The organism is Neotamlana nanhaiensis, assembly GCF_000943555.1.
GTDB classification, from domain to species: Bacteria; Bacteroidota; Bacteroidia; order Flavobacteriales; family Flavobacteriaceae; genus Neotamlana; species Neotamlana nanhaiensis.
This window is the reverse complement of the sequence record NZ_JTDV01000010.1, coordinates 297,347-321,276: the sequence shown is the minus strand read 5'-3', so window position 1 is coordinate 321,276 and position 23,930 is coordinate 297,347. Positions and strand designations below refer to the sequence as shown.

General features: G+C 33.8%; 26 protein-coding genes and 2 pseudogenes. 11 read left to right on the top strand and 17 right to left on the bottom strand.

The window, feature by feature from the left end:
- Window positions 1–34: 34 nt before the first annotated feature.
- Genes PK35_RS12045 through PK35_RS12035 form a run of 3 tightly spaced genes read right to left on the bottom strand, consistent with a single transcriptional unit; the run spans window position 35 to window position 2,721 of the window.
- Window positions 35–1,162, bottom strand: coding sequence for a peptidylprolyl isomerase (locus PK35_RS12045; protein ID WP_044626804.1), 1,128 nt, complete (start codon window positions 1,160–1,162; stop codon window positions 35–37).
- A 4-nt stretch (window positions 1,163–1,166) separates the two neighbouring features.
- Window positions 1,167–1,709, bottom strand: coding sequence for a gliding motility-associated peptidyl-prolyl isomerase GldI (gene gldI, locus PK35_RS12040; RefSeq protein ID WP_044626803.1), 543 nt, complete (start codon window positions 1,707–1,709; stop codon window positions 1,167–1,169).
- Complete coding sequence (locus PK35_RS12035) at window positions 1,702–2,721, bottom strand: DHH family phosphoesterase (protein WP_044626802.1); 1,020 nt, start codon at window positions 2,719–2,721, stop codon at window positions 1,702–1,704. The genes gldI and PK35_RS12035 overlap by 8 nt, the downstream gene beginning before the upstream one ends.
- An 86-nt stretch (window positions 2,722–2,807) precedes the next feature.
- Here PK35_RS12035 and PK35_RS12030 point away from each other — a divergent pair, with 86 nt between their 5' ends.
- Entirely contained in the window at window positions 2,808–3,227 is a 420-nt protein-coding gene (locus tag PK35_RS12030; RefSeq protein ID WP_044626801.1) for a nucleoside-diphosphate kinase, read from the top strand.
- Between the two features lie 91 nt (window positions 3,228–3,318).
- Here the strand turns inward: PK35_RS12030 and PK35_RS12025 are convergent, their stop codons facing one another.
- The 4 genes from PK35_RS12025 to recF form a co-directional block, all read right to left on the bottom strand.
- A complete protein-coding gene (locus PK35_RS12025; RefSeq protein WP_044626800.1) occupies window positions 3,319–3,507 on the bottom strand; it encodes a cold-shock protein in 189 nt (62 codons plus the stop codon).
- A gap of 160 nt (window positions 3,508–3,667) precedes the next feature.
- Window positions 3,668–3,964, bottom strand: coding sequence for a DciA family protein (locus PK35_RS12020; protein WP_044626799.1), 297 nt, complete (start codon window positions 3,962–3,964; stop codon window positions 3,668–3,670).
- Between the two features lie 114 nt (window positions 3,965–4,078).
- Window positions 4,079–4,492 (bottom strand): hypothetical protein, encoded by a 414-nt coding sequence (locus PK35_RS12015; RefSeq protein WP_044626798.1) that lies wholly within the window; start codon window positions 4,490–4,492, stop codon window positions 4,079–4,081.
- Between the two features lie 291 nt (window positions 4,493–4,783).
- Window positions 4,784–5,863: a DNA replication/repair protein RecF gene (recF, locus tag PK35_RS12010; protein WP_044626797.1), complete on the bottom strand. Its 1,080-nt coding sequence runs from the start codon at window positions 5,861–5,863 to the stop codon at window positions 4,784–4,786.
- Between the two features lie 139 nt (window positions 5,864–6,002).
- On the opposite strand from recF, the gene PK35_RS12005 reads away from it, so the two are divergent.
- From PK35_RS12005 to PK35_RS11965, 9 genes are all read left to right on the top strand, one after another.
- Window positions 6,003–6,779 carry a tetratricopeptide repeat protein gene (locus PK35_RS12005; protein WP_044626796.1) on the top strand — a complete coding sequence of 259 codons (777 nt, stop codon included), beginning with the start codon at window positions 6,003–6,005 and terminating at the stop codon, window positions 6,777–6,779.
- 1 nt (window position 6,780) lies between these two features.
- The gene (ribH, locus tag PK35_RS12000) at window positions 6,781–7,266 is read left to right on the top strand and encodes a 6,7-dimethyl-8-ribityllumazine synthase (RefSeq protein ID WP_044626795.1); all 486 of its coding nucleotides are present in this window, start codon (window positions 6,781–6,783) and stop codon (window positions 7,264–7,266) included.
- 130 nt (window positions 7,267–7,396) lie between these two features.
- Window positions 7,397–7,627, top strand: a complete 231-nt coding sequence (locus PK35_RS11995) for a hypothetical protein (protein ID WP_044626794.1) — start codon at window positions 7,397–7,399, stop codon at window positions 7,625–7,627.
- A gap of 16 nt (window positions 7,628–7,643) precedes the next feature.
- On the top strand, window positions 7,644–7,925 hold the full coding sequence (locus tag PK35_RS11990; protein WP_044626793.1) for a hypothetical protein: 282 nt from the start codon (window positions 7,644–7,646) through the stop codon (window positions 7,923–7,925).
- A gap of 6 nt (window positions 7,926–7,931) precedes the next feature.
- Window positions 7,932–9,818, top strand: a complete 1,887-nt coding sequence (gene mutL / locus PK35_RS11985) for a DNA mismatch repair endonuclease MutL (protein ID WP_044626792.1) — start codon at window positions 7,932–7,934, stop codon at window positions 9,816–9,818.
- 47 nt (window positions 9,819–9,865) lie between these two features.
- Window positions 9,866–10,612, top strand: coding sequence for a rhomboid family intramembrane serine protease (locus PK35_RS11980; RefSeq protein ID WP_044626791.1), 747 nt, complete (start codon window positions 9,866–9,868; stop codon window positions 10,610–10,612).
- Window positions 10,612–11,466, top strand: coding sequence for a rhomboid family intramembrane serine protease (locus tag PK35_RS11975; protein ID WP_044626790.1), 855 nt, complete (start codon window positions 10,612–10,614; stop codon window positions 11,464–11,466). The genes PK35_RS11980 and PK35_RS11975 overlap by 1 nt, the downstream gene beginning before the upstream one ends.
- Window positions 11,467–11,528: 62 nt before the next feature.
- Complete coding sequence (locus tag PK35_RS11970; protein WP_044626789.1) at window positions 11,529–12,551, top strand: endonuclease/exonuclease/phosphatase family protein; 1,023 nt, start codon at window positions 11,529–11,531, stop codon at window positions 12,549–12,551.
- Window positions 12,552–12,672: 121 nt separating this feature from the next.
- Window positions 12,673–13,569, top strand: coding sequence for a hypothetical protein (locus PK35_RS11965; RefSeq protein WP_044626788.1), 897 nt, complete (start codon window positions 12,673–12,675; stop codon window positions 13,567–13,569).
- On the opposite strand, the gene PK35_RS11960 is transcribed toward PK35_RS11965, so the two are convergent.
- From PK35_RS11960 to PK35_RS11920, 10 genes and pseudogenes are all read right to left on the bottom strand, one after another.
- The gene (locus PK35_RS11960) at window positions 13,570–13,878 is read right to left on the bottom strand and encodes a DUF6122 family protein (protein ID WP_044626787.1); all 309 of its coding nucleotides are present in this window, start codon (window positions 13,876–13,878) and stop codon (window positions 13,570–13,572) included.
- On the bottom strand, window positions 13,878–14,501 hold the full coding sequence (locus PK35_RS11955; protein ID WP_044626786.1) for a WbqC family protein: 624 nt from the start codon (window positions 14,499–14,501) through the stop codon (window positions 13,878–13,880). Before PK35_RS11955 ends, PK35_RS11960 begins: the two co-directional genes overlap by 1 nt.
- Before the next feature lie 78 nt (window positions 14,502–14,579).
- A pseudogene (locus PK35_RS17890) lies at window positions 14,580–14,960 on the bottom strand (RDD family protein); the annotation flags it as partial.
- 54 nt (window positions 14,961–15,014) lie between these two features.
- A pseudogene (gene lepB, locus PK35_RS11950) lies at window positions 15,015–16,574 on the bottom strand (signal peptidase I); the annotation flags it as partial.
- Between the two features lie 90 nt (window positions 16,575–16,664).
- On the bottom strand, window positions 16,665–17,369 hold the full coding sequence (dapB, locus tag PK35_RS11945) for a 4-hydroxy-tetrahydrodipicolinate reductase (protein ID WP_044626785.1): 705 nt from the start codon (window positions 17,367–17,369) through the stop codon (window positions 16,665–16,667).
- Window positions 17,370–17,402: 33 nt separating this feature from the next.
- Window positions 17,403–18,029, bottom strand: coding sequence for a DUF5683 domain-containing protein (locus tag PK35_RS11940; RefSeq protein ID WP_044626860.1), 627 nt, complete (start codon window positions 18,027–18,029; stop codon window positions 17,403–17,405).
- Window positions 18,019–18,921, bottom strand: a complete 903-nt coding sequence (locus PK35_RS11935) for a ParB/RepB/Spo0J family partition protein (RefSeq protein ID WP_044626784.1) — start codon at window positions 18,919–18,921, stop codon at window positions 18,019–18,021. The genes PK35_RS11940 and PK35_RS11935 overlap by 11 nt, the downstream gene beginning before the upstream one ends.
- A gap of 3 nt (window positions 18,922–18,924) precedes the next feature.
- A complete protein-coding gene (locus PK35_RS11930; RefSeq protein WP_044626783.1) occupies window positions 18,925–19,689 on the bottom strand; it encodes a ParA family protein in 765 nt (254 codons plus the stop codon).
- A gap of 154 nt (window positions 19,690–19,843) precedes the next feature.
- The gene (locus PK35_RS11925; RefSeq protein ID WP_044626782.1) at window positions 19,844–20,830 is read right to left on the bottom strand and encodes a glycoside hydrolase family 43 protein; all 987 of its coding nucleotides are present in this window, start codon (window positions 20,828–20,830) and stop codon (window positions 19,844–19,846) included.
- Between the two features lie 215 nt (window positions 20,831–21,045).
- A complete protein-coding gene (locus PK35_RS11920; protein WP_044626859.1) occupies window positions 21,046–22,293 on the bottom strand; it encodes an NAD(P)/FAD-dependent oxidoreductase in 1,248 nt (415 codons plus the stop codon).
- Between the two features lie 106 nt (window positions 22,294–22,399).
- Here PK35_RS11920 and flxA point away from each other — a divergent pair, with 106 nt between their 5' ends.
- The gene (flxA, locus tag PK35_RS11915; RefSeq protein WP_044626781.1) at window positions 22,400–23,923 is read left to right on the top strand and encodes a flexirubin biosynthesis tyrosine ammonia-lyase FlxA; all 1,524 of its coding nucleotides are present in this window, start codon (window positions 22,400–22,402) and stop codon (window positions 23,921–23,923) included.
- The last annotated feature ends 7 nt before the right edge of the window (window positions 23,924–23,930 follow it).

Sequence of the window (23,930 nt, the reverse complement as noted above, 5' to 3'; positions counted from 1 at the left end):
ATATAGCCCTAAAAACAGTGTTTTTTGTTAAATTTTAATTAATAAGTTCAATGGTCTCTATCTCGAAAATTAAATTCGATTTTCCAGGAATACCGCGATTGCCATATTCGCCATAGGCTAAATGATAGGGAATGAAAAAGGTGGCTTTATCGCCTAAACTTAGTTGTTTTAATCCTTCTTTTAAACCCGAAATTAGCGGCGCATCGGCACTCAATTCCAATTCAACAGGTTGGTATTTGTCTGCTAATTTTCGTTTTTCGTTAACGGCGTCAAGGGCTTCAGCCGTTTCAAGTTTGCTGGTTTCGAGTAGTTTGGCATCTTCAAAATATACCGCGTAATGGCATGATACAATATCGCCGTCTTTTAGTTTTTCGCCTGTACCGTTTTCTGAAATAAAGTATTTTAAGCCAGATTCTAAAGTTGTTGCTTTTACTTTTTGAGCTTCAAATTTGTTTTGCGAAGCTTTAATTATTGCAGCTTCTTTTTCGGCTTTTTCTTTAGCTAAGCGTTCTTCTTCTGCAAAATGATTAATAAAAACATCATTAGCTTTAAATTTCTTAGCTACTTTGCCTTTTCTAATAATATTTAGTTCGGTAATTACAACATCTTTTTTAGGGCGGTTTCTACCATCTACTTCAACATTGGAGATAGAGTCTTGAATATTTAAACCTATAACCAATTCGCCAAATACGCTATGTACGTTATCGAGATGTGGTTTAGGAATTTCGGTAATGAAAAACTGACTGCCATTGGTGTTTGGTCCTGAGTTTGCCATCGATAAAATACCAGGTTTATCGTGTTTTAAATCTGGATGAAATTCATCTTTAAATTTATATCCAGGATCACCCATGCCTGTACCTTGTGGATCGCCTCCTTGAATCATAAATTTATCCATAACACGATGAAAAATAGTGCCGTTATAAAATGGTTTGTCTTTATAAATGCTATCTACCATAGTATTGGTGCCTTCGGCTAGCGACACAAAGTTGGCTACGGTAATTGGGGTTTTTTCCAAGTTTAATTTAGCTACCATAATACCTTTTGTGGTAATAAATTCGGCGTAAATGCCATCTTCTAAATCAGGATATTGGGCTTTGCAAGAGCTTAGGTTAAGTAATAAAACACAGCTTAAAATGAAAATAGATTTGTTGTAGATATTCATTTTTTTATGGGGTTTGATTTTGGGTAATTGAGTTTACAGTTACTTTACAAATTAATGGGGTGTTGTGATGAATTTTATTGTCGTCGCCATAATAACCATAGGCCTTTTGCGATGGAAAAATGAAGGTTATGGTTTCTCCTGCTTTCATAAGTTTTAACCCTTCACGCATACCAGAAAATAATTCTTCTTTATCCATGGCATAGTTTTGAGTTTTTATGTCTTCGGCGGAGTAAATTTCGTGTCCGTTTAAGGTTTTTACGTTGTAATTATAGTTAACAATATCTCCAAATTTAGGCGTTATTAGGGTGTCTGCTTCAATTTTATTATTGTAATAGTACCAAAAACCGTTATCGGAAGCTATATAATTTTCGGCTTTATTTTGCATTAATTTTTCAATTAAAGCATGCTCTTTGGCGTTTAGCTTTTTATTACGTTCGATAGATTCGTTTATAAACGATCCCGATTTCACTGAAATGGGTCGTCTGGCTTCGGGCGATTTGCATCCAAAAACTAAAATAAGTAGTAAAAAGGTTAAAAATTTATTCATTATTAAGGGCATTGTTATAATTTGGTAAGATACTAATAAATTTTTCAACCGTTTCGGTTAAATTTAAAGTGCTTCGGCCACCAGCGGCATTGGTGTGTCCGCCACCATTAAAATGCTCGCGAGACATTAAATTTACAGAGAAATCACCCTTTGATCGCAGTGAAATTTTAATAATACCTTCTTGTTTATCTTCAATAAAAATAGCAGCTAAAACAATGCCTTGCAACGATAAACCATAGTTTACAAAACCTTCGGTAAACCCTTTTTTAAAGTTATAACGATTAAGTTCGTCTTGCGACAGCGTAATATATGCAGTACGGCTTTGGGGTATTACTTTTAAATTATTAAGGGCGCAACCTAAAAGCTGCAGGCGTTCGTAACTATTAGTGTCGTAAATATTATTATGAATTTGCGAATTGTTGGCTCCTTTTTCGATTAAATTAGCGATAATTTGATGCGTTTTACTTGTTGTTGAAGGAAAACGGAATGAGCCTGTATCTGTCATTATTCCCACATACAAACATGTTGCCGTATCGGCATCAATACTATTTTCATCGCCCAACATATTAATGTAATTATAAACCATTTCGCAAGTAGAACTCATGGTAACATCACTATAGGTGTAAGTAGCATAAGCGTCTGGCGATTGATGATGATCTATCATTATTTTTAATGCGCTACTTTTGGTTAGCGACTCTTCCATGGTTCCCGTACGATGAAATGCATTAAAATCTAAGGTGAAAATAACATCGGCATTGTTTATAAAAGTGTCGCAATTTACGGGCGATTCTTCATACTTTAGAATAGTTTCGTTTCCAGGAATCCATTTTAAAAATTCAGGATAATCGTTGGGCATTATAACTTGTACCTCGTGATTTCCTTTTTTAAAATAATGAAATAAACCAAGTGAAGACCCAATAGCATCGCCATCGGGGTTTTTATGCGCAACAATTACAATGCGCTTTCGTGTTGAAAATAAGTGTTTTATGTGTGTTAAGTCTGCATTATTCATAGTTGGCGAAGATACAATTTTTTAAAATTGAATAGCTTGTTTTTAATTTTAAATACATTACTTTTGCAGGCAAATAAATAACTTACATGGCAACAAATAGAACATTTACAATGCTTAAGCCTGATGCTGTTGAAAAAGGACACATTGGTGCAATATTAGAAAAAATTTCGGCTTCAGGATTTAAAATTGTAGCAATGAAATTAACACAATTAACTAAAGCTGATGCTGAAGAATTTTACGCTATTCATAATGAGCGTCCGTTTTTTGCAGATTTAGTTGAATATATGACTAGAGGTCCAATTGTTGCGGCAATTCTAGAAAAAGATAATGCGGTTGAAGACTTTAGAACTTTAATTGGAGCTACTAATCCTGAAGATGCTGCTGAAGGAACGATAAGAAAATTATATGCTGCTTCAATTAGTGAAAACGCTGTGCATGGTAGTGATAGTGATGAAAATGCAGCGATTGAAGGTGCTTTCCATTTTTCAGGAAGAGATACTTTTTAAGCGAAATTTTTTAAACATAGAAATTAAAAAACCCGCTAATTAGCGGGTTTTTACTTTTAAAAAAGTCAGCAATTACTTTGTATATATATAATTAAATAATTTTTACGTTTACTGCGTTTAAACCTTTTCTACCTTCTTGTAGTTCGAATTCTACGTTGTCTCCTTGGTTAATTTCATCAATTAAACCAGAAATGTGAACGAAATGTTCTTTTTTTGAACCTTCTTCAACAATAAAACCAAAGCCTTTTGAGTCGTTGAAGAATTTAACTGTTCCTGTCATTTTTTAAAATATTAAATTAATTATTATGTTTTGCAAACTCAGTGCCAAATAATAATTATTAGCTATCGATTTAACAAAAAGTTACACAGCCGAAAGATACTAAAAAAAAGCATTGAAACTATTTTTTGAGGTATTAATTTAAAATTAATAAAAAATGTAATTATCTTAAAATCAGTTTTTTAATAATTTCCTTACCTAACTCTTCATTAAGCATGTTAATAATTTTTTGTTTACCATAGCTTAATTCTTCTCTAAGCACGCTCGAACTTAAGCTAACATAAAGAGTTTCACGCTCTAAAGTTACCGAATTGGTGTAGTTGGTTATACCGTTACCCATAAGTTTTTCCCAAGCGTTGGCCACATTAACCTTGTCTAAACCCTTTTCTAATTTATTGGTTTCTACAAATTGTTTTAGCGCGTCACTAATACTTAAATGGTCATGGTTTCTTTTTTGCATGTTATTATTTCAAAATAAGTATCAAAGGTAATTATTTTAAAACGTTATTGTTGATTAATATTTTGTTTCAATACATTTTTTATGTTAAAAAAACGATGTGCTTCAAAAGGGTTTTTAACAACCGCCTCCGTAATCCGTTTGAAGCATTGGGCTAAACGAGATAAGTATAGATTCCTTGTCGCCATTAGGCGATTCAATTTCTATAAAATATGAACCCGATGCGGTTGCAAAGTATGAGCTGAAATTGGAATTGATTACATTATACTCTAAAATAGAGTACGTAACAGCGGTTATAGTATATTCAATATCATTTCTTAATACGGTGTTGTAGCTTTCTCCATCAACAGGAATGCCAGAGTAGGTGTACGGCGTATTTACATTACCAATATCATGCATAATCAAATTTAGATATTTAATTTCAATAGATTCTGAACCGTTGGTTATTTTTGGGCCTCTAATAAACCAATGAGCATCGTCTTGAATACCACCTTCAAGTCCGCAGGCAAAAATAAAGTCCGCATCATGCATGGTAAATGATAGGGTTTGATTGTTAGATAGCGTAAGTGTTACGTTAACATTGGCTTATGGTGTCGTCTTTTCAATCTCAGAGGTTTCTTCATCTTTATTACATCCGCAGAAAATTATTGTAAAAAGTACTAAAAGTATTCTGCTATATGTTTTCATAATTTGTATGTTTTATGCACATCGAAATTATGATAAAACGTGAGCATATAATTTAAAAAACGAGTTGAGTTGTTTAAATAGTTGTGGTTGATAAATCCGGTGTTTTAAAGGCGTGTGGGAAGAATTGGTGTGGTTTTATAAGTTGAAAATCTCGTAGCTTTGGTGTACTTGTTTTACGGCATTTTCGGTTCGGTTGGCGTGGGTGTCGCTTATAAATAACTGTCCGAAATTTTCATCGTCAACCAATTTTATAATTTGTGCTACTCGGTTTTCATCCAACTTATCAAAAATATCATCGAGTAATAAAATGGGATTTACGCCACTTTGCGCTTTTATAAAATCGAATTGAGCCAATTTCAACGCTATTAAAAACGATTTTTGTTGTCCTTGACTCCCGAATTTTTTAATTGGGTGCGTTTCAATATTAAACTGTAAATCGTCTTTATGTATACCAACACTGGTGTACTGTAAGGCTTTGTCCTTATTAATAGCTTGTTTTAAAAGCGTGTCTAAATCATTGTTAAATAAATGACTACTGTACACCAAATCTACCGTTTCATTACCATTGCTAATGGCTTGGTAACGCGATTTAAAAATAGGAATAAATGCTTGTAAAAAAGCATCTCGCTTTTTAAAAACTTGGGTGCCAAATTCATTAAGTTGGTTGTTGTAAACCTCAAGTGTATCTTGATTAAAAGTATGGTTTAAGGCAAAGTATTTTAGTAGTGCGTTGCGCTGTGCTAAGATTTTGTTGTAGCTAATTAATTGATTTAGATAGGTTTTATCGCTTTGTGAAATTACACTATCAATAAATTTTCGGCGGGTATCGCTACCTTCAATTATTAAATCTCTATCGGCGGGCGACACAATTACCAAAGGTAAGAAACCAATGTGTTCACTAAATTTATCGTAAGCTTTACCGTTGCGTTTTATTACTTTTTTTTGCCCGCGTTTTAGGCTAATGGTTATTTTTTCTTCAGCTTCAGCTTTATCGTAATTGCCATTTATTACAAAAAAATCTTCGTCGTGTTTAATGTTTTGTGTTGCAATTGGGTTAAAATAACTTTTTCCAAAGGATAAATGATAAATTGCATCAAGCACATTTGTTTTTCCAATGCCATTGTTACCTACAATACAATTAATTTTGTTGTTGAAAACAAACGATTTACTTTCAAAATTCTTGTAATTAAGTAAGGATAACGATTTTAAAATCATAAAAAAGGGCAGCTAAATTTGCATTTAAAGGCTTACAAGCTATAAAGAAGCGCAAATTATTGAAAAATATCAAATAAATAGGCTTTTAGTTATGAAGAAAAATTTTATTTTTGCGCCACAATAATTTAGACAGCATAGCATGGCGACTTATAAAAAGAAAGGTGGGAAACCACAAACAAAAGTAGAAAAGCAAATTGATATTGAAGAGGATTCTACTACTGCAGAAGTATTTAATACCTTAGACGAAACTGCGTCGAAAACAGAGGCTTTTGTTGAGAAAAATCAGAAATATATATTCATTATTATTGGTGTTGTTGCCTTAGTAGTTTTAGGTTCGATGGGCTATAAAGAGTTTATTGCGAAGCCAAAACAAATCAATGCTATGAACGATATGTTTCAAGCTCAAAAATATTTTAACGATGCTGTAAACAGTACAGGAACGGCGAAAGATTCGTTATTTAATTTAGCGTTGTCTGGTGGCGAAGGTAAATTTGGTATGTTAGATATTGTTGAAGAATACAGCGGAACACCATCGGCTAACTTAGCAAATTACTATGCAGGTACAGCGTATTTAAACTTAAAAAATTACAAAAATGCGATTGAGTATTTAAGTGATTTTAAAAGTGAAGATGAAGTGTTAGCGCCATTAGCAAAAGGAAATATAGGTGATGCATTTGCACAATTAAATCAGCAAGAAGATGCATTAAGCTATTACGAAGAAGCTGCTAATATGAGAAACAATGAGTATACTACACCAATGTATTTGTACAAGGCAGGTGTAATTGCTTTAGAATTAGGAAAAGCAAGTAGGGCTTTAGGATATTTTGAAAAAATACAAGAAGACTATGCTAATTCTACCGAAGCTTCTAAAGTTGAAGTGTTAATAGGAAAAGCACAAGTGTTAGCTAACAAATAATATGGCTACAGAAAATAAAAACTTATCAGAATACGATAAAAACACAATCCCAAACGCGAGTAACTTTCGGTTTGGGATTGTTGTTTCAGAATGGAATGAAACCATCACCGAAGGCTTGTGTAAAGGTGCTATTGATGCTTTAATTGATAATGGTGTTGCTAAAGATGCTATAATTCGTTGGGATGTTCCAGGAAGTTTCGAGCTTATTTACGGTTGTAAAAAAATGATTGAACAAAAGGTTGATGCTGTAATCGCCATTGGTAGTGTGATACAAGGTGAAACTAAGCATTTCGATTTTGTTTGCGAAGGTGTAACTCAAGGTATAAAAGACTTAAATGTTACTACCGATACACCCGTAATTTTCTGTGTACTTACCGATAATACTATGCAGCAAGCCATCGATCGTTCTGGCGGAAAACATGGTAATAAAGGTACTGAAGCAGCGATTGCTGCTATTAAAATGGCCCAATTGCGTTTGAATAGTTAACAGTAAGCAGTTCGCATTTATTTTGGCCTCGAGTCTGTGGTCATCAAGCCTTGTTGTTAACAATTTTTGGCATTTCTACGTCTTAATTCTGCCTATTTTTAAGTATTTTTGAGGTTTAAATACCACAATTTTGTTTAAACAACGCAAGCCCAGAACGTTTAATTACCAGCCTCGTTTTTCAAAGGAAAATAAAGAAAAATCCAACGAAAGTGATGCCGATAAAAAAGACTTTGTCTCAAAATGGCGAAGCAGTGTGGGGAACAGAAAAAAAGCAAAGGGCATTATGCCAATTCGCACATTAATTTTGGCTTTGGTATTATTATTGATTTGTATGTATTTACTCGAAAAAAAATACATGTAACTTAAAGCTAAACACTATGGGACTTTTAAAAACGCGTAAAAACAAAAAATTTAATTATCAACCACGTTATTTCGACGATAAAGGCGAAGGTAATCCGTTTGAAATTAAACATAAATTCGACGATTTTAGAAAAACCGTTGAAACCAACAAAAGCATAAAAACACGATTTAACGAGGCTTTAGAAGATTATAAAAATCCAGATAAAGAAGCGAATCGTCGTATTTTAATAATTGTGGGAATTTTAGTTTTAATATTTTTATTTATAATCGATTTCGATTTATCTATATTTTTTTCATAATAATTTATGGCAGACATTATACAACTTTTACCCGATCATGTAGCAAACCAAATAGCCGCAGGAGAAGTTGTACAACGTCCCGCTTCGGTAGTTAAAGAACTTCTTGAAAATGCCATTGATGCTGGAGCAAATACGATAAAATTAATTATTAAAGATGCCGGCAAAACCTTAGTTCAGGTTATTGACGATGGTAAAGGCATGAGTACTACCGATGCTCGATTGAGTTTTGAGCGTCACGCCACATCTAAAATTCGTTCTGCCGACGATTTATTTCAGCTACATACAAAAGGTTTCCGTGGTGAAGCTTTGGCAAGTATTGCGGCCATTGCTCATGTAGAACTTAAAACGAAGCAAGAAACTGATGATGTAGGGAACACGGTTCAAATTGAAGGAAGTAAAGTGGTAGCCCAAGAGGTTGTGGTTACACCTAACGGTACATCGGTAGCGGTAAAGAATTTGTTTTTTAATATCCCGGCGCGACGTAACTTTTTAAAATCAGATGCTGTAGAGTTACGACATATTATCGATGAGTTTCATCGTGTGGCTTTAGCGCATCCCAACATAAGTTTTTTGCTGTATAACAACGGTGGCGAAAGTTTTAACTTGCCTGTTAGTAATTTTAGACAGCGCATTGTTAATGTTTTTGGAAGCAAAACCAATGAAAAATTGGTTCCTGTTAACGAAGACACCGAAGTACTTAAAATTTCAGGTTTTGTTGGTAAGCCAGAGTATGCTAAAAAAACTAGAGGCGAACAATACTTTTTTGTAAATAATCGATTTATAAAGAGCGCCTACCTAAATCATGCTATTGCTTCAGCTTTCGAAGGATTGCTTAAAAGTGGGACACATGCGAGTTATTTTTTAAATTTAGATGTCGATCCGCAAACTATCGATATCAATATTCATCCAACTAAAACCGAAATTAAGTTCGACGACGAGCATACGCTTTACGCCATATTAAGAGCTGCGGTTAAACACAGTTTAGGGCAGTTTAATATTGCTCCAGTTTTAGATTTTGATAGAGACCCGAATTTAGATACGACTTACGAACAGCAAAAACGCAATATAAAAGCGCCGCAAATTGAAGTGGACAGAAGCTTTAACCCGTTTCAAGATGAAGCGGTTAAAAGTGAAGCAAAACCGTCCTTTTCTTCTGTGTCTAAGCAAAGTACTTCATTTAAAACAACGCCAAGTAATTGGGATAGTTTATATGTCGGTGTAGCTTCAAAAGAAATTAATAATAACGACGATACACTTGTCGATTTTAGTGAAGTTCAATTTGAAAGTGAAGAACAAACAGCTTCAATGTTCGAAAATGAGGAGATTGAACAGGCGAATACAACCTATCAAATTCACAATAAATACATTGTTAGTACTATAAAATCGGGTATGTTGGTTATCGACCAGTACCGTGCGCATCAGCGGGTGTTGTATGAGGATTTTTTAAAAAATCTAACAATAAAAGAAGCTACGAGCCAGCAATTATTGTTTCCGCTTCAGCTGCATTTTTCAAAACAAGATGTAGAAATTATTAAGCAATTAAAAGAAGATCTTGAATTTACAGGGTTTATGTTTGCTGAAATAACTCAAGAAACTGTCGAAATTACAGGCGTTCCTGTTGGTGTTCCCGAAAGTGAAGTATCTATTATTTTAGAGCAGTTAATAAGCGATGTAGAAAACGAAGTGCCCGATAGTAATTTTAGTGCGGCCGATTTACTAGCGAAATCAATGGCTAAAAGTTTGGCAATTAAAACCGGGCAATCTTTACAAAAAGATGAACAGGAACATTTAGTAAATAAGTTATTTGCTTGTAAAGAACCTAATGTTTCGCCTACTAATAAAACAACATTTATTACGATGAGTGTTGATGAATTAGATAAAAAATTTATATAATGTTACTTTAACTTAGATTAAAGATTTACAATAAGAAAGTTTAAATTATGATGAGAATCTCCGAGACTGTAAAACACTTAATAATCATTAATGTATTAATGTTTATAGGAACGCTTTTTATTGGCAATGGAGTATTTTATGATTGGTTTGCTTTATATTTTCCAAAAAATGAAGCGTTTAAACCTTGGCAAATTATTACACACATGTTTATGCATGGTGGCGGATATTTACAACACCTTAGTGTTACACATTTGTTGTTTAATATGTTTGCACTTTGGATGTTTGGTACGCCTGTAGAAAACGCCTTAGGCTCAAAGCGTTTTTTGTTTATTTATATATCGGCTGGATTAGGAGCGGTAGCGTTACAGTTAGGCTACTATTATTTTAGGTATATTCCTATGGAACAAGAAGCGATGGCTTTAGGTTTTACACAAGACCAAATTATTGAAGTGTTTAAAGAAGGTAAAGCGTTTAGAGCTATTGGGCAGGAGTTTAACGAAATTTATTTTGCATCAATGGTAGGCGCTTCGGGGTGTATAATGGGAGTTTTAGCAGCTTTTGGGATGATGAACCCTAATGCAGAACTTATGATGATCTTTCTTCCTATCCCTATAAAAGCTAAGTATTTTATCCCTGGAATTATTATATTAGATTTGATTTCTGGCATTACAGGACAATCCTTTTTTAGTCCAAGTAATACGGCATATATGGCTCACGTTGGTGGCGCGATTACCGGATTTATTATTATGTGGTATTGGAAAAAAAATCAGTTTAACCAAAATCGTTGGTATTAATGAGTTCTTTTGTTCAAGACTTAAAATACAAATTTGCTAACCTAAATGTATTAGAAAAAATTATAGCCATTAATGTGGTTGTTTTTTTGCTATCACTTGTGTTTAAAAATCAAATGGTTTGGTTTGAATTACCAAGTAGTTTTAGTGAGTTTATTACCAAACCGTGGACCATAATTAGTTATGCGTTTTTGCATTCGGAAACCGATTTTTTACATATTTTGTTCAATATGCTTTGGTTGTTCTTTTTGGGGCGTATGTTTTTAAATCTGTTTAGTTCAAAAATGGCTTTAAACGTTTATTTTTTAGGAGCTATTTTCGGGGGCATATTATTTATGTTAGGTTATACCTTGTTGCCTAGCTTGTTTGGTGAGTATTCTAGGTTGTTGGGAGCTTCGGCTGCAGTTAGGGCGTTACTTATTTTTTTATGTGCTTACATGCCAAACCAAGAAGTGCGCTTTTTTACTTTCAATATTAAATTATGGTATATTGGCTTAGGTATTGTAGTTTTAGATGTTGTTGGGTTATTAGGTGCTAACGCTGGTGGTAATTTGGCTCATTTGGGAGGTGCATTACTAGGTTATATTTATGCGAAGCAGTTACAAGTTGGAAGTGATATTGGTAGTGGTTTTGAACGGTTAATGGACAAAATTTTCAACGTATTTAAGTCTTCAAAAAAAGGGCCTTTAAAAACAGTACACAAAAACAAAAATAAAGTAGGTGGTTATACTAAAGCCGATTTTAATGAGTTTAATAATCAAAAAAAAGTGGATGTTATTCTCGATAAAATAAGTAAAAGTGGTTACGATAGTTTAACATCAGAGGAAAAGGAGTTTTTATTTAGAGCAGGTAAGTAGTAAACTCGTAATTTTTCAAAGTTTAAAAATCTTCAAATTAAAACAAGCAATACAAGCAACACATGAGTAAACTTAGCTTTATAAATAAAGTTGTTTATTTTTTTAATGGCGTTTTTGCGCTGTTATTGTTGCTGTCTTATGTGTTGCCTTTTTTACCACCTAAAACATTTGGCATTTTAGCGGTGCTAAATTTGGGGGTGTCGTTTCTAATTTTAATGAATTTACTGTTTTTATTGTATTGGCTTATTAAGCTAAAAAAGCAGTTAATATTGTCGTTAGTTGTTTTGGTTATAGGTTATTTCACCTATGGATCGCTGTATAAGTTTTCATCATCAAAACATATTGAAAATTCGGGTAATTTTAAAGTGATGAATTACAATGTGCGCTTATTTAATCTTTACGATTGGTTGCCTGAAGAAAATGTTGAAACCAAAATAGTAGATTTAATTAAAGACGCCTCTCCCGATATTTTGAGCATTCAAGAATATCATCCACATAAAAACGTCGATTTATCTTTTTTTAAGTATAAATATGAAAAGCTATCAGGGAAGAAAACTAAATCTGGACAAGCTATTTTTTCGAATTTCCCAATAATTAATTCTGGATCAATTGAGTTTCCTAATACAGCCAATAATGCCATTTTTGCTGATGTTGTAAACGGAAAAGATACCATTAGAGTTTATAATATTCACCTAGAATCTTTAAAAATAAATCCTGAGGTAGAAAGTCTTAAAAATGAAGATTCCGAACGTTTGTTTCAAAGGGTTAATTCTACATTTAAGGAACAAGAGTTTCAAACCGAATTATTTTTAGAGCATCGTAATAAATGCCATTATAAAATGATTATTTGTGGTGATTTCAACAATACGGATTTTTCATATGTTTACCGAAAAATTAAAGGCGATTTAAACGATGCTTTTATTGAAGCGGGGAGTGGTTTTGGTAAAACCTATCATTTTAAATTCTTTCCCATTCGTATTGATTTTATTTTTGCCGACGATGCCTTCTCTGTAAATGGTTTTAATACGTTTAAAGGTCATTACTCCGATCATTATCCCATTACAACAACTTTAAGTAGTAAATAGGTTTAACGCTTTATTAATATGTTGCTTTAAATGTTAGCTATAAAAAGAATTAGCAATAACTTTTAAATAACATAGTGCAATTATGTTTGTGGTTTAAGTGCTAACCATCAAAAACTTACAAATGCAAACGTTAACCAAAAACAATCAACCTGAAGTTTTTTTTCATGTTGGTACCGCAAAAACAGGAACTACTTTTTTACAATATCGCGTCTTTCCAAAGCTTAAAGGGCTTTTTTATATTCAACGAACGCGCTATAAAAAATCTATAAAAATTATAAGCAAAGGCGCGTATAAAAGGTATTTGGTATCACGCGAGTTAGATCGTCGAGTTTTTGAAAGTGAGGTTCAAAAATTCGCAAAAGCTTACCCAGATACTTTATCTATAATTGTATTTAGAAGGCATGATAGTTACATTGCTTCGGAATATAGACGTTATGTAAAAAATGGTTTTACGGGGAGTTTTAAAGATTTTTTTGATGTAGAAAACGATTCAGGTTATTTTAAAAAATTACACATGGATTACGATAGGCAAATTAAAATTTTAGAAACTAATTTTAATAAAAAGCCTTTGGTTTTAGTTTACAACGATTTAAAAAATGATTCAAAAGCTTTTATAGGAGGTATTGCAAATGCTTTAAATACGACGGTCAATTTAAGCGATTTAGATTTGTCTAGAAAACATAAATCCTATTCAGAAAAACAATTAAAAGCGATGCAATTTGTTGGTAAATATGTTAATATGACTAAGCGACGCAAATTTAAAAATGGAGTTTTAAATTTATTTTGGAAACTGTATTTAGGCGGATTGCGTTATGGCATTTTACATGGAGCGCGATTATTGCCAGACAGCATGTTTACTAAAGAACCGCTTATTGATAAAAAGGAATTGAAAGCCGTAAAAAAATACTATAAAACCGAGTGGAAGGCCTGTAAAGCCTACAGTACACGTTTGGTAACCGATTTGAGTCAGGTTGAAACTCTAGATTTAACCGAAGATTTAATTTACGGTGGTATTTAATTACATAAAGCTGCAATCTAAGATATCGGCAATTATGTGAATAACTAAGCCAAGTGCGACTAAACGCGATTTTTTAGGAACCAAAAGAAAAATATAAAATAAAATAGCAAACCAAGAATGCAGCGGATGATAACCTATACTGCAACGATTAGGATCGAATATAGGTGTTGCGAGCAAATGGTCTAAATCTATTAATATGCCTGCAGCCATAGTTATATAAGCAATTTTCCATTGTTTACGGTAAAATACTATGGCTATTATTAAAGGTAATAAAAAATGAGTGCCGTAATGTACAAAGGGTTGTAACATTATAATACATTTAGTTGCTGAGATTCTAAATAATTTAAGGCATTTGGGCCTTCATTAAATAGTAAATCTAGGATGCTTAAGTTGGGTATAAAACCGTGTTTATTGCTAAAAACTTGCGTGTAACTATCAAAGTTAGGCGCGGTTTCTTTTTTAGCATTAACTAATGGTCGAAAATCTGTTTTATCGGTTATTTCCTTTTCAAAGGTTGTAGATTGTGTTAGGTTTAAATCTAATTGTAAACAAACACACACTACTTCAAAACACTTCAAATTAAAATCTAAAATAAAATCAGCTTTTTCGGTAAAAAGTGGTTGCAATTCATCTTCATAAAATTCAAAAAAAGGAGAGGTTCTATAAGCCGATTCTAAAGATTTCCAGTGGTTGCTCTGCCAGTTTTCATCATTAAAAATTTTAACATCACGGTATTTTTGCCGATTTTTTTGAGAATAAACAACCGGAATATTCAAGGTTAATTTACCATTTGCACCATAAATATTTGCTCGATTTCGGTAGGTTTGTTTTATAAAATTATCATCCATTTCAAAACATACTTCTTCGGCATTTGCCATAGCAACAAAATGCTTAATGTTTGGGAAGTATGTTGGGTGTAAGATGATATTCATAATTTAAATTCCCACGAAAGTGGGAATTTTTTAATTGAAATGTGTGAATAACTTAAGTAAATAATTTTTTTTAAATGATTATTTATTGAGTTTGATCACGACTGATTTAGCCGCTTTATCATGTATTGATTTCTTCTTTTTGTCTCCAGAAATAGTTAATAAAGAAACCCAACCAAGAGTGCCTTTAAGTATAAATCTAATTATGGCAATTAAAAAAGGAATTCTTTTGCCTTTTTCATCATAGTTTTCATCTTTTCTAACACCTAATTTTAGAATAGAATGACCGATTGTTCCTCCTTTTAAAGCTGTTAACAAGGGGTCGTATAAAATAAATAGCAATATGTAAATCGTAATTTTTATGATTTCTGAAACAGGTTCAAAACTGTCAAAAATTAAAGAGAATACATACATCATTAAAATGAGTATAACAGTGTCAATAAAGGCGGCTTTAACACGATCAAAAATTGACGCAAATTGAAAGGCAGAAAGCGGCATTTCAGATTCAAATATGTCTGAATTTTTATTTAAGTATCTATTAAATAAAAATAGTCCGATCAGAATAATCAAGAAAGGAAGTAGCATAGACGAAGCTTCTCCTTTACCTTGTACCGTTGTAAAAAAGCGCTCCCAACGTGGGCTAGAGCCATCCCAACTCATCCAAATAAATACGGGTTTTCCAACCACGTGGCTAAACGGCACAAAGCCCCAAGCGCGAGCATCAATAGAGTTGTGGCGGTTATCACCCATCATCCAATAGTAGTTTTGTTTAAAGGTGTAGTTGTTTGTTACTTCACCATTAATTATAATTTGGTTGCCCTTTACACTTAATGTATTGCCTTCGTACTCGGTAATTACACGTTTGTAAAGCGGCAGGTTATCAACGGTAATGTTAATACTTTTTCCTTCTTCGGGAATATAAAGTGGCCCAAATTGATCGACATTCCAATTATAATTAGGATCATGTGGAAAAATATTAGGATCACGTTCACCTTTTTCTTTAATGTTAGGCGTAATGCTAACTACATTTGGATTGTTTTTAAACTTTGCCAAAGCTTCATCGGAAATAGCAGCGAAATAATATATATTTTGATTGTTCAACCCAAAACCATCGGTAATATCGTAACGATCCTTTAAAAATTTAGGATTGAACTGGCTCGATTTTGGTTGAACCCAATAGCTAAATTGTAGATGCGCACGATCGGGCAGTTCGTTTTTCTTCCCATTTATGTAAACAAAACCATCACGAACTTCTAGGGTGTCGCCAGCAACCCCAACACAACGTTTTACCAAGTTGGTTTTTTTATCGATAGGTTTGTAATAGTTACGATCTGGATGAAAGTTGTTCATATCCAAAAGCGTATCGGCAGGTTGATTAAAAACCACAATATCGTTACGCTCAATACTTTCAAACCCTGGAATACGTAAATAAGGGAGTTGTAGTTTGTTTTTCCAAGAGGAGCTACCTTTATGGTCATCGAATAAATAGGATTTCTTTTTTATTACCGGAATGGTGTCATGTACCATAGGCGCTCCAACGGTTGTCATAGGCACACGTGCACCGAAATGAAACTTGCTAACAAATAAAAAGTCGCCAACTAGTAGCGATTTTTCTAAAGACGATGACGGAATAGTAAACGGTTGAATAAAATAGGTATGTACAATGGTTGCTGCTACAATTGCAAATAAAATAGAGCTTGTCCATTCACCTGAACCCGATTTAGGTTGAAGACTTCGGTTTTCAACGTAAGAAACATTGGCAACATAATTTAAATAATAATTATAGAAGCCTAATGTTAAAACGGCTAGTGCTGTATCTTGAATACTGTTTTTGCCAAAGCTACGAGCAGTTTCAACCCAAACCACCATAAGCATAATGAGGTTTACAATGGGTAGAAACAGTAAAATAGTCCACCACCAAGGGCGGTTAATTATTTTCATTAAAACTATGGCATTATACACAGGAACAAATGCTTCCCAAGCTTGTCTGCCAGCTTTAATGTAAAGTTTCCAGGTGCCTAAACCATGAATTACTTGAATAATTAATAAGAATATAAACCACTGTGTCCAAGTCATAACTTTTTATGTTGATTATTGCCTCTTAGCAATAGGTTAATGTTGTTGTTAGTACCAAAATGTTATTCTGTGTTACTTGTTAAATAGATTTTAACCAATGTTTAACACATCTTTCATGGTAAAAACGCCTGTTTTTCCAACAATCCATTCTGCAGCAATTACGGCGCCTAAGGCAAAACCTTGGCGGTTGTGTGCCACATGATCTATGGTGATGGTGTCTACCTCGCTTTCGTAGGTAATGGTGTGGGTACCAGGAACATCTTCAATGCGTTTTGCTGCAATAGGAATAATGTTTTCGCCTGCTTCCTCCAGCTTCCAATCGTTGTAATTGGCGTTGTTTGAAATAATATCGTTAGCTAAAGAAATAGCGGTTCCACTTGGCGCATCTAATTTTTGTGTATGATGAATTTCTTCCATCGAAACATTGTATTGTTTCAAATTAGTCATCATTTTAGCAAGTGTTTTATTCAGTTCAAAAAAGATATTAACGCCTAAACTATAATTTGAAGCATAAATAAACGCGCCTTTCTTTTCGTTACATAAATTAACAGCGTTATCGAAATCATCTAACCACCCAGTTGTTCCAGAAATTACGGGAACGCCATTATTTAAGCAATTAGATATGTTATTAAAAGCAACGTTTGGAATACTAAAATCTATAGCAACATCGGCTTGGGTAATGTCGTAATTGGTATCGCCTTTATCTATTTTTAAAACAATATCGTGGCCGCGTTTTAAAGCGATTTGTTCAATGGTTTTACCCATTTTTCCGTATCCTAGTAAAGCTATTTTCATGTGTGTGTGTTTATTTTTTCCTTATTTAAAAGGTTAAAATTTAAAATTTAAGGTTAAGCCTAAATTACTTGTGGCATCAATTTGATTAAATTCGTAATGTGGTGCCAAAGATAAGTTTTCGTCTACATTATATTGCATTAAATGCGCATCAACATTGGCATCAATAATATTTAGGGCGTATAAACCAATGGTTACTAAAAGAGAGATTTCTTTGTTTTTTTTGTAGAAATCCTGTGCAGTTTCTAAGTTTTCGGTGGTTATTCTTGGGGTTTCTAGAAAGTTTCCGTTTGAATCATAATAGAATTCATCTGTAGTAAAGCCTGCTAATCTACTTTTATAAGCATCGCGATAGCGGTTGTATTGCTTGCTGTTATCAATATAAAAATATAATCCCGTTCCAATAGCGGCATAAACTAAAGGAACCTTCCAGTATTTTTTATTGTACACCTGACCTAAACCTGGTAAAATGGCCGAAAAAAAGGCGGCTTTAGCAGGGCGCAAAGCATCTATAGGTTCTCGAATTTCAATAATAGAATCGATTACAACTTCGTTAGTGAGCTGTTTTTTTTTTGATTCTTTGGTGTTGTTCTCGTTTTGAGCCAGTATTGAAAAACTACAGAATAAAAATAAAAGACTTGCTATTACAATTTTATTTAGCACCTTCAACTAATTTTTTAATGCGGTTAAAATCTTCTTCAGAATGAAAAGGAATCGTTATTTTTCCTTTTCCGTTTTTAGAGACTTTAACGTCAATTTTGTGCCCAAAGTATTCCGAAAACGAATTAATTCCTGTTTTTATAAACGTAGGAATCTCGTTATCGGTTTTATTTGAGGCCTTGGTATTAGGTGTGTTTATATTGCGAACCATACTTTCGGTTTCTCTAACCGATAATTTTTTGGTAAGAATACTTTCGTAAATATCGAGTTGTGTGCTGGTATCGTCAATAGCAATTAAAGCACGACCGTGTCCCATAGAAATAAACCCGTCGCGCATACCAGTTTGAATAATGGGGTCTAATTTTAGTAAACGCAAGTAATTGGTAATGGTAGAGCGTTTTTTGCCCACGCGCTCACTCATTTGTTCTTGGGTTAAATTTATTTCATCTATTAAACGTTGGTATGATAAGGCAATTTCAATAGGATCTAAATCTTGACGTTGAATATTCTCAACCAAGGCCATTTCTAGCGATTCTTGGTCGTTTGCAATACGAACATATGCTGGAATTGTTTCTAATTCCAATAATTTTGAAGCTCTAAAACGACGCTCACCCGATACCAATTGGTATTGGTTGTGCCCAATTTTTCGAACGGTTATAGGTTGAATAATGCCTAACTCTTTTATTGAAGATGCTAGTTCGCGTAACGATTCTTCGCTAAAATTGGTACGCGGTTGAAACGGGTTAACTTCAATATCCTCTAAATCTAATTCAACTATATTACCAATAACTTTGTCGGCGTTTTTATCTTGCGCCGATTGTATATCGTTATCTGGATCTTTTAATAAGGCCGATAAACCTCTTCCTAAAGCTTGTTTCTTATTTGCCTTCGCCATAATTTAGGAGTTTTTATTTATAATTTCTTTGGCTAAACTTAAGTAATTATTAGCGCCTTTACTCGAGGCATCAAAATTAATAATACTTTCGCCATAACTTGGGGCTTCACTTAAACGTACATTACGCTGTATAATAGTTTGAAAAACCATATCGTTAAAGTGTTTTTGTACTTCTTCTACCACTTGGTTCGATAGCCTTAAACGTGCATCGTACATGGTAAGTAGTAAGCCTTCAATATCTAAATCTTTATTGTGTATTTTTTGTACGCTTTTTATGGTGTTTAATAATTTACCTAGACCTTCTAGCGCAAAATATTCGCATTGAATTGGTATAATTACAGCATCGGCAGCTGTTAATGCATTAAGTGTTAATAAGCCTAATGATGGTGCGCAATCTATTAAAATGTAATCATAATTGTCTTTTACATCTTTTAAGGCCTTTTTAAGCATGTACTCGCGGTTGTCCTTATCAACCAATTCAATTTCAATAGCTACCAAATCTATATGTGCAGGTATAATATCTAAATTGGGTGTGTTTGTGCCAATAATAGCCTCGTTTGGTCCATGCGAATGCTCTAAAATTTGATAGGTGCCAATTTCAACCGATTCTACGTCTACACCAATTCCCGAAGTGGCATTAGCCTGAGGATCGGCGTCTATAAGCAATACTTTTTTCTCTAAAACGCCTAATGAAGCTGCTAAATTTATTGAGGTTGTTGTTTTACCAACGCCACCTTTTTGGTTAGCAATTGCAATAATTTTACCCATTAACTAGTTTGGTTTTGTTAGGGGTAAAAATACGATTATTTATTAGTAATAAAAACGGAACTTGTTAACAAATTGGTAAAAGAAATGTAACGAGTAATTACAGCTCTTTTTTAAATAATTTGCGTGTTAAAAATGATGGAACAAATATGTTTTGTTAATCTCCAATATATTGCATAAAATCTGGGAAACCACTTGGAGTCCAGTTTACTACACGTGCACGTGTAGCACGATTAGGGTCGCTTAACTCATGACCAATAATATCTTTGTAATCGCGGGCGTGGTAAATCATAATAATATCTTCGCCATTTTCGCTAGTTGTAAAGGAGTTGTGTCCTGGTCCATATCGTTTTACATCTGCATTGGTGTAAAATACTGGACTTGGCGATTTTTGCCAGTTATTTTCATTAAGTAAATCGGCTTTGTCGTCTGCCCAAAGTAGGCCCACGCAATAATTGTGGTTTGTGGCACTTGCCGAAAACGTAACAAAAATTTTACCGTTCTTTTTAATAACTGCAGGTCCTTCATTTACATTATACTTAACGCGCTCCCAGCTAAACTCTGGTCTTGTTAAAATAACTTCGGGACCAGTAAGTGTTGTTGGGTTAAGCATTTCCGATAAAATTAAAGCTGTGCCATCGCCAACACGTTGTGCCCAAATGAGGTAGCGTTTGTCGTTATGCTCAAACGAGGTGGCGTCGAGAGAAAATGAATCGTTTTTGGTTTTTATTTGGCCTTCTTCTTTCCATTTGCCCTTCATGGGGTCTTTATGGTCTGTTGAAAGTGCCCACATTCTAATTTTCCATAAGTCTTCGGCAGGTGCAGCAGCAAAATAAATATACCATTTTCCATTAACTTTATGTAATTCTGGTGCCCAAATATGGTTTCCCATATCGCCAGTTTTATGCTTTGTCCATATTACTTTTTCTTCAGCTGTTTTTAAGCCATTAATAGTTTGTGATTGGCGCAGAACAATTTGATTGTATTCTGGTACAGTGGCAATAAGGTAGTAAACACCTTCGTCGGTTTTAAAAACCCATGGATCGGCACGCTTTTCGGCTAGTGGATTGTCGAATGTGTCGTTTTGAGCTAAAGAAATATTAAAAGTTACTAGTGCTAATAATATGGTTATAATTGCCTTCATTTATATGGTAAATTAAAAGATTAACGCTTATTGGTTTGGTTGTACTTGGGGTAAATTTAATGCTTTATTTTTATTAAGTGTAGTTTTTACACTTAAATAATTGTGAGACCTGTGTGTTCAATCTCAAAAATAATACCATAGGGTTTATTTTCTGAAGGCATGTTGGTTTTTTGTGAAGAGGGCAATTGGGTATATTCTAAAAAGATATAATCACCTTATTTGGTCGTTTTTTCTTTTTGCATGCTAATTACATGCGCCATACTTGCGATAATGCGGTTGTGTTTTTTTACAAACGGATTAGTTTTATCCCAAACATAACCCGCAAGAACCGCACAAATTTGTTTTTTTACTTCTAAGTTTTCTGGACGATGAAAAAATAGAGTCTGTAAGTTGCCGGTATACCATTCTTTTACGTACGAGGCAAATACATTTACGCCTTCGGCAATGTAGCCAGCATAGTCGGTGTCCCAATTTACAGTTACGCCTTGTAATTCTTTCGAAATTAGTTTGGCTGCTTTTAAACCCGATTCGGTAGCAAATGTTACACCCGAAGAAAATACAGGGTCTAAAAATTCGGCACTATTACCAGTTAAAGCAAAGCCTTTGCCGCAGAGCTTGGTTACTGCTTTCGAGTAGTTTTTTATGTGTACAGGTACAAATTCGTAGTTTAAATCGCAAAATCTATCATGGTAGTAGTTCGATAATTTTAACATCTTATTTAAAACCTCGGTTGTGTTGCCTTCATAAGAGTCGAATAAGCTATTTTCTCCCACAAAACCAATACTTGTTATGCCGTTAGAAAATGGAATAACCCAAAACCAAGTGTCTTTATCAATAACATCAAAAGTAATTAATGTACCTTCCTTTCCTTCAGGGCGTTTTACATCTTTAACATGAGTGAAAATTGAGGAGTGCGTAGGGATAGACGATGGTTTGTCTAAACCAAGTAATCTTGGTAAAACACGTCCGTATCCAGAAGAATCAATTATAAATTTAGCATCAATTTTAAAATTATCGCCAATATTGTTTTTTACAGACGTAACTGAGCTTCCGTCTGGGTTAAAAATAACGTTAGTAACTTCGTGTTCAAAAATAATATCGACCCCTTTGTTTATTAATTCGGTAGCAAGGGCATTATCAAAATCGGCACGTGGTACTTGCCAGGTCCAATCCCATCCAGGGGTGTGTTTTTGGCTAAAATCGAAATTACAAACCACATCTTTACTTAAAAAACGGGCGCCAGATTTTACTTCAAAATGTTCAGCTTTTAAGCAGTCAAGTAGTCCTACTTCTTCAAAATGATCCATACAACGTGGTAGTAAACTTTCGCCAATAACAAATCGTGGGAACTTCGATTTTTCAATAACTTTTACGTTATGGCCTTGATTATTAAGGTAGGCTGCGGCTACAATCCCGGATGGGCCAGCCCCAATAATTAATACGTCAACACATTCATTTTGAATATCCATAGATGTTGGAATAATTACTTATTATTTTATATTTACGACGAACTTAACTATTTTCGCGCAAGAAATTAACGATTTTACTCAATAAATTTATAAAATAAATATGCTAACCTATAAAGGAAGTCTAGAAATAGACGATTTCTTTAAAATTATTTTTAAAGATGAACCTTTTGTAGTAGATGATGCTACAATACAAAAGGTAGAAGAGAGTTTTAAATTTTTGGTAAATTTTTCTCAAGATAAGGTTATTTACGGTGTAAATACTGGTTTTGGGCCTATGGCACAATATAAAATTGAAGACTCTCAACGCATAAAGCTACAATACAATCTTATTAGAAGCCATGCGTCTGGTGTTGGGCAACCTTTGCCACCTATGTATGTGCGAGCTATTATGTTAGCGAGATTAAGCACATTATCTAAAGGGAATTCAGGTATACATAAATCGGCTATTATATTAATGCAAGAGTTAATAAATAGAGATATTACGCCTGTAATTTTTGAGCATGGTAGCGTTGGTGCTAGTGGCGATTTAGTGCAATTAGCGCATTTGGCTTTGGTTTTAATAGGTGAAGGCGAAGTGTTTTATAAAGGAGAACGTACCAATACTGCCGATGTTTTTAAGGCCGAAAACCTTAAACCAATTTCGGTAGAGCTACGTGAGGGTTTAGCATTAATGAATGGTACTTCGGCAATGACAGGTATTGGGCTTGTAAATGTTATTTATACGCGTGAATTAATGAATAACATGATCGTTTGTTCGTCTGCAATAAACGAAATTGTGAAAGCATACGACGATCATTTAAGTTTAGAGCTAAACGAAACCAAGCGTCATAAAGGGCAACAAGATATTGCCGAACTTATGCGCGAACATTTATCCGATAGTCAATTAACGCGTAAACGCGAGCATTATTTGTACTCAAAAAACGAAAACGTTTCGGTTTTTAAAGAAAAAGTACAAGAGTATTATTCGTTACGCTGCGTGCCGCAAATATTAGGGCCTGTTTTAGATACTTTAAATAGTGTTGAAGAGATCCTAGTTGATGAGGTTAATTCGGCAAACGATAATCCTATTGTCGATGTAAAACGTAAGCATGTATATCACGGCGGAAATTTCCACGGCGATTACGTGTCGCTCGAAATGGATAAGCTTAAAATTGCTGTTACTAAATTGAGTATGTTGAGCGAAAGACAGTTAAATTACCTATTAAATGCAAGATTAAATGATATGTTACCGCCATTTGTTAATTTAGGTAAATTAGGCCTAAATTTTGGGATGCAAGGGGTGCAATTTACAGCGACTTCAACTACGGCCGAAAATCAAACGCTTTCAAATCCAATGTATGTGCATAGTATTCCTAATAACAACGATAATCAAGATATTGTTAGTATGGGAACCAATGCGGCTTTAATAACAAAGAAGGTTATAGAGAATGCGTTCGAGGTTTTAGCTATCGAACTTATCACCATTGTTCAAGCTATTGAATATCTAGAAGTTAAAGATAAAGTTTCTTCAAAAACCAAAAAAGTTTACGACGATATACGAGAAATAGTTCCTATATTTACAGAAGATATTGTGATGTATCCTTACGTAAATAAGGTGAAACAATATTTAATGAAAATTAAATAAATCTAAT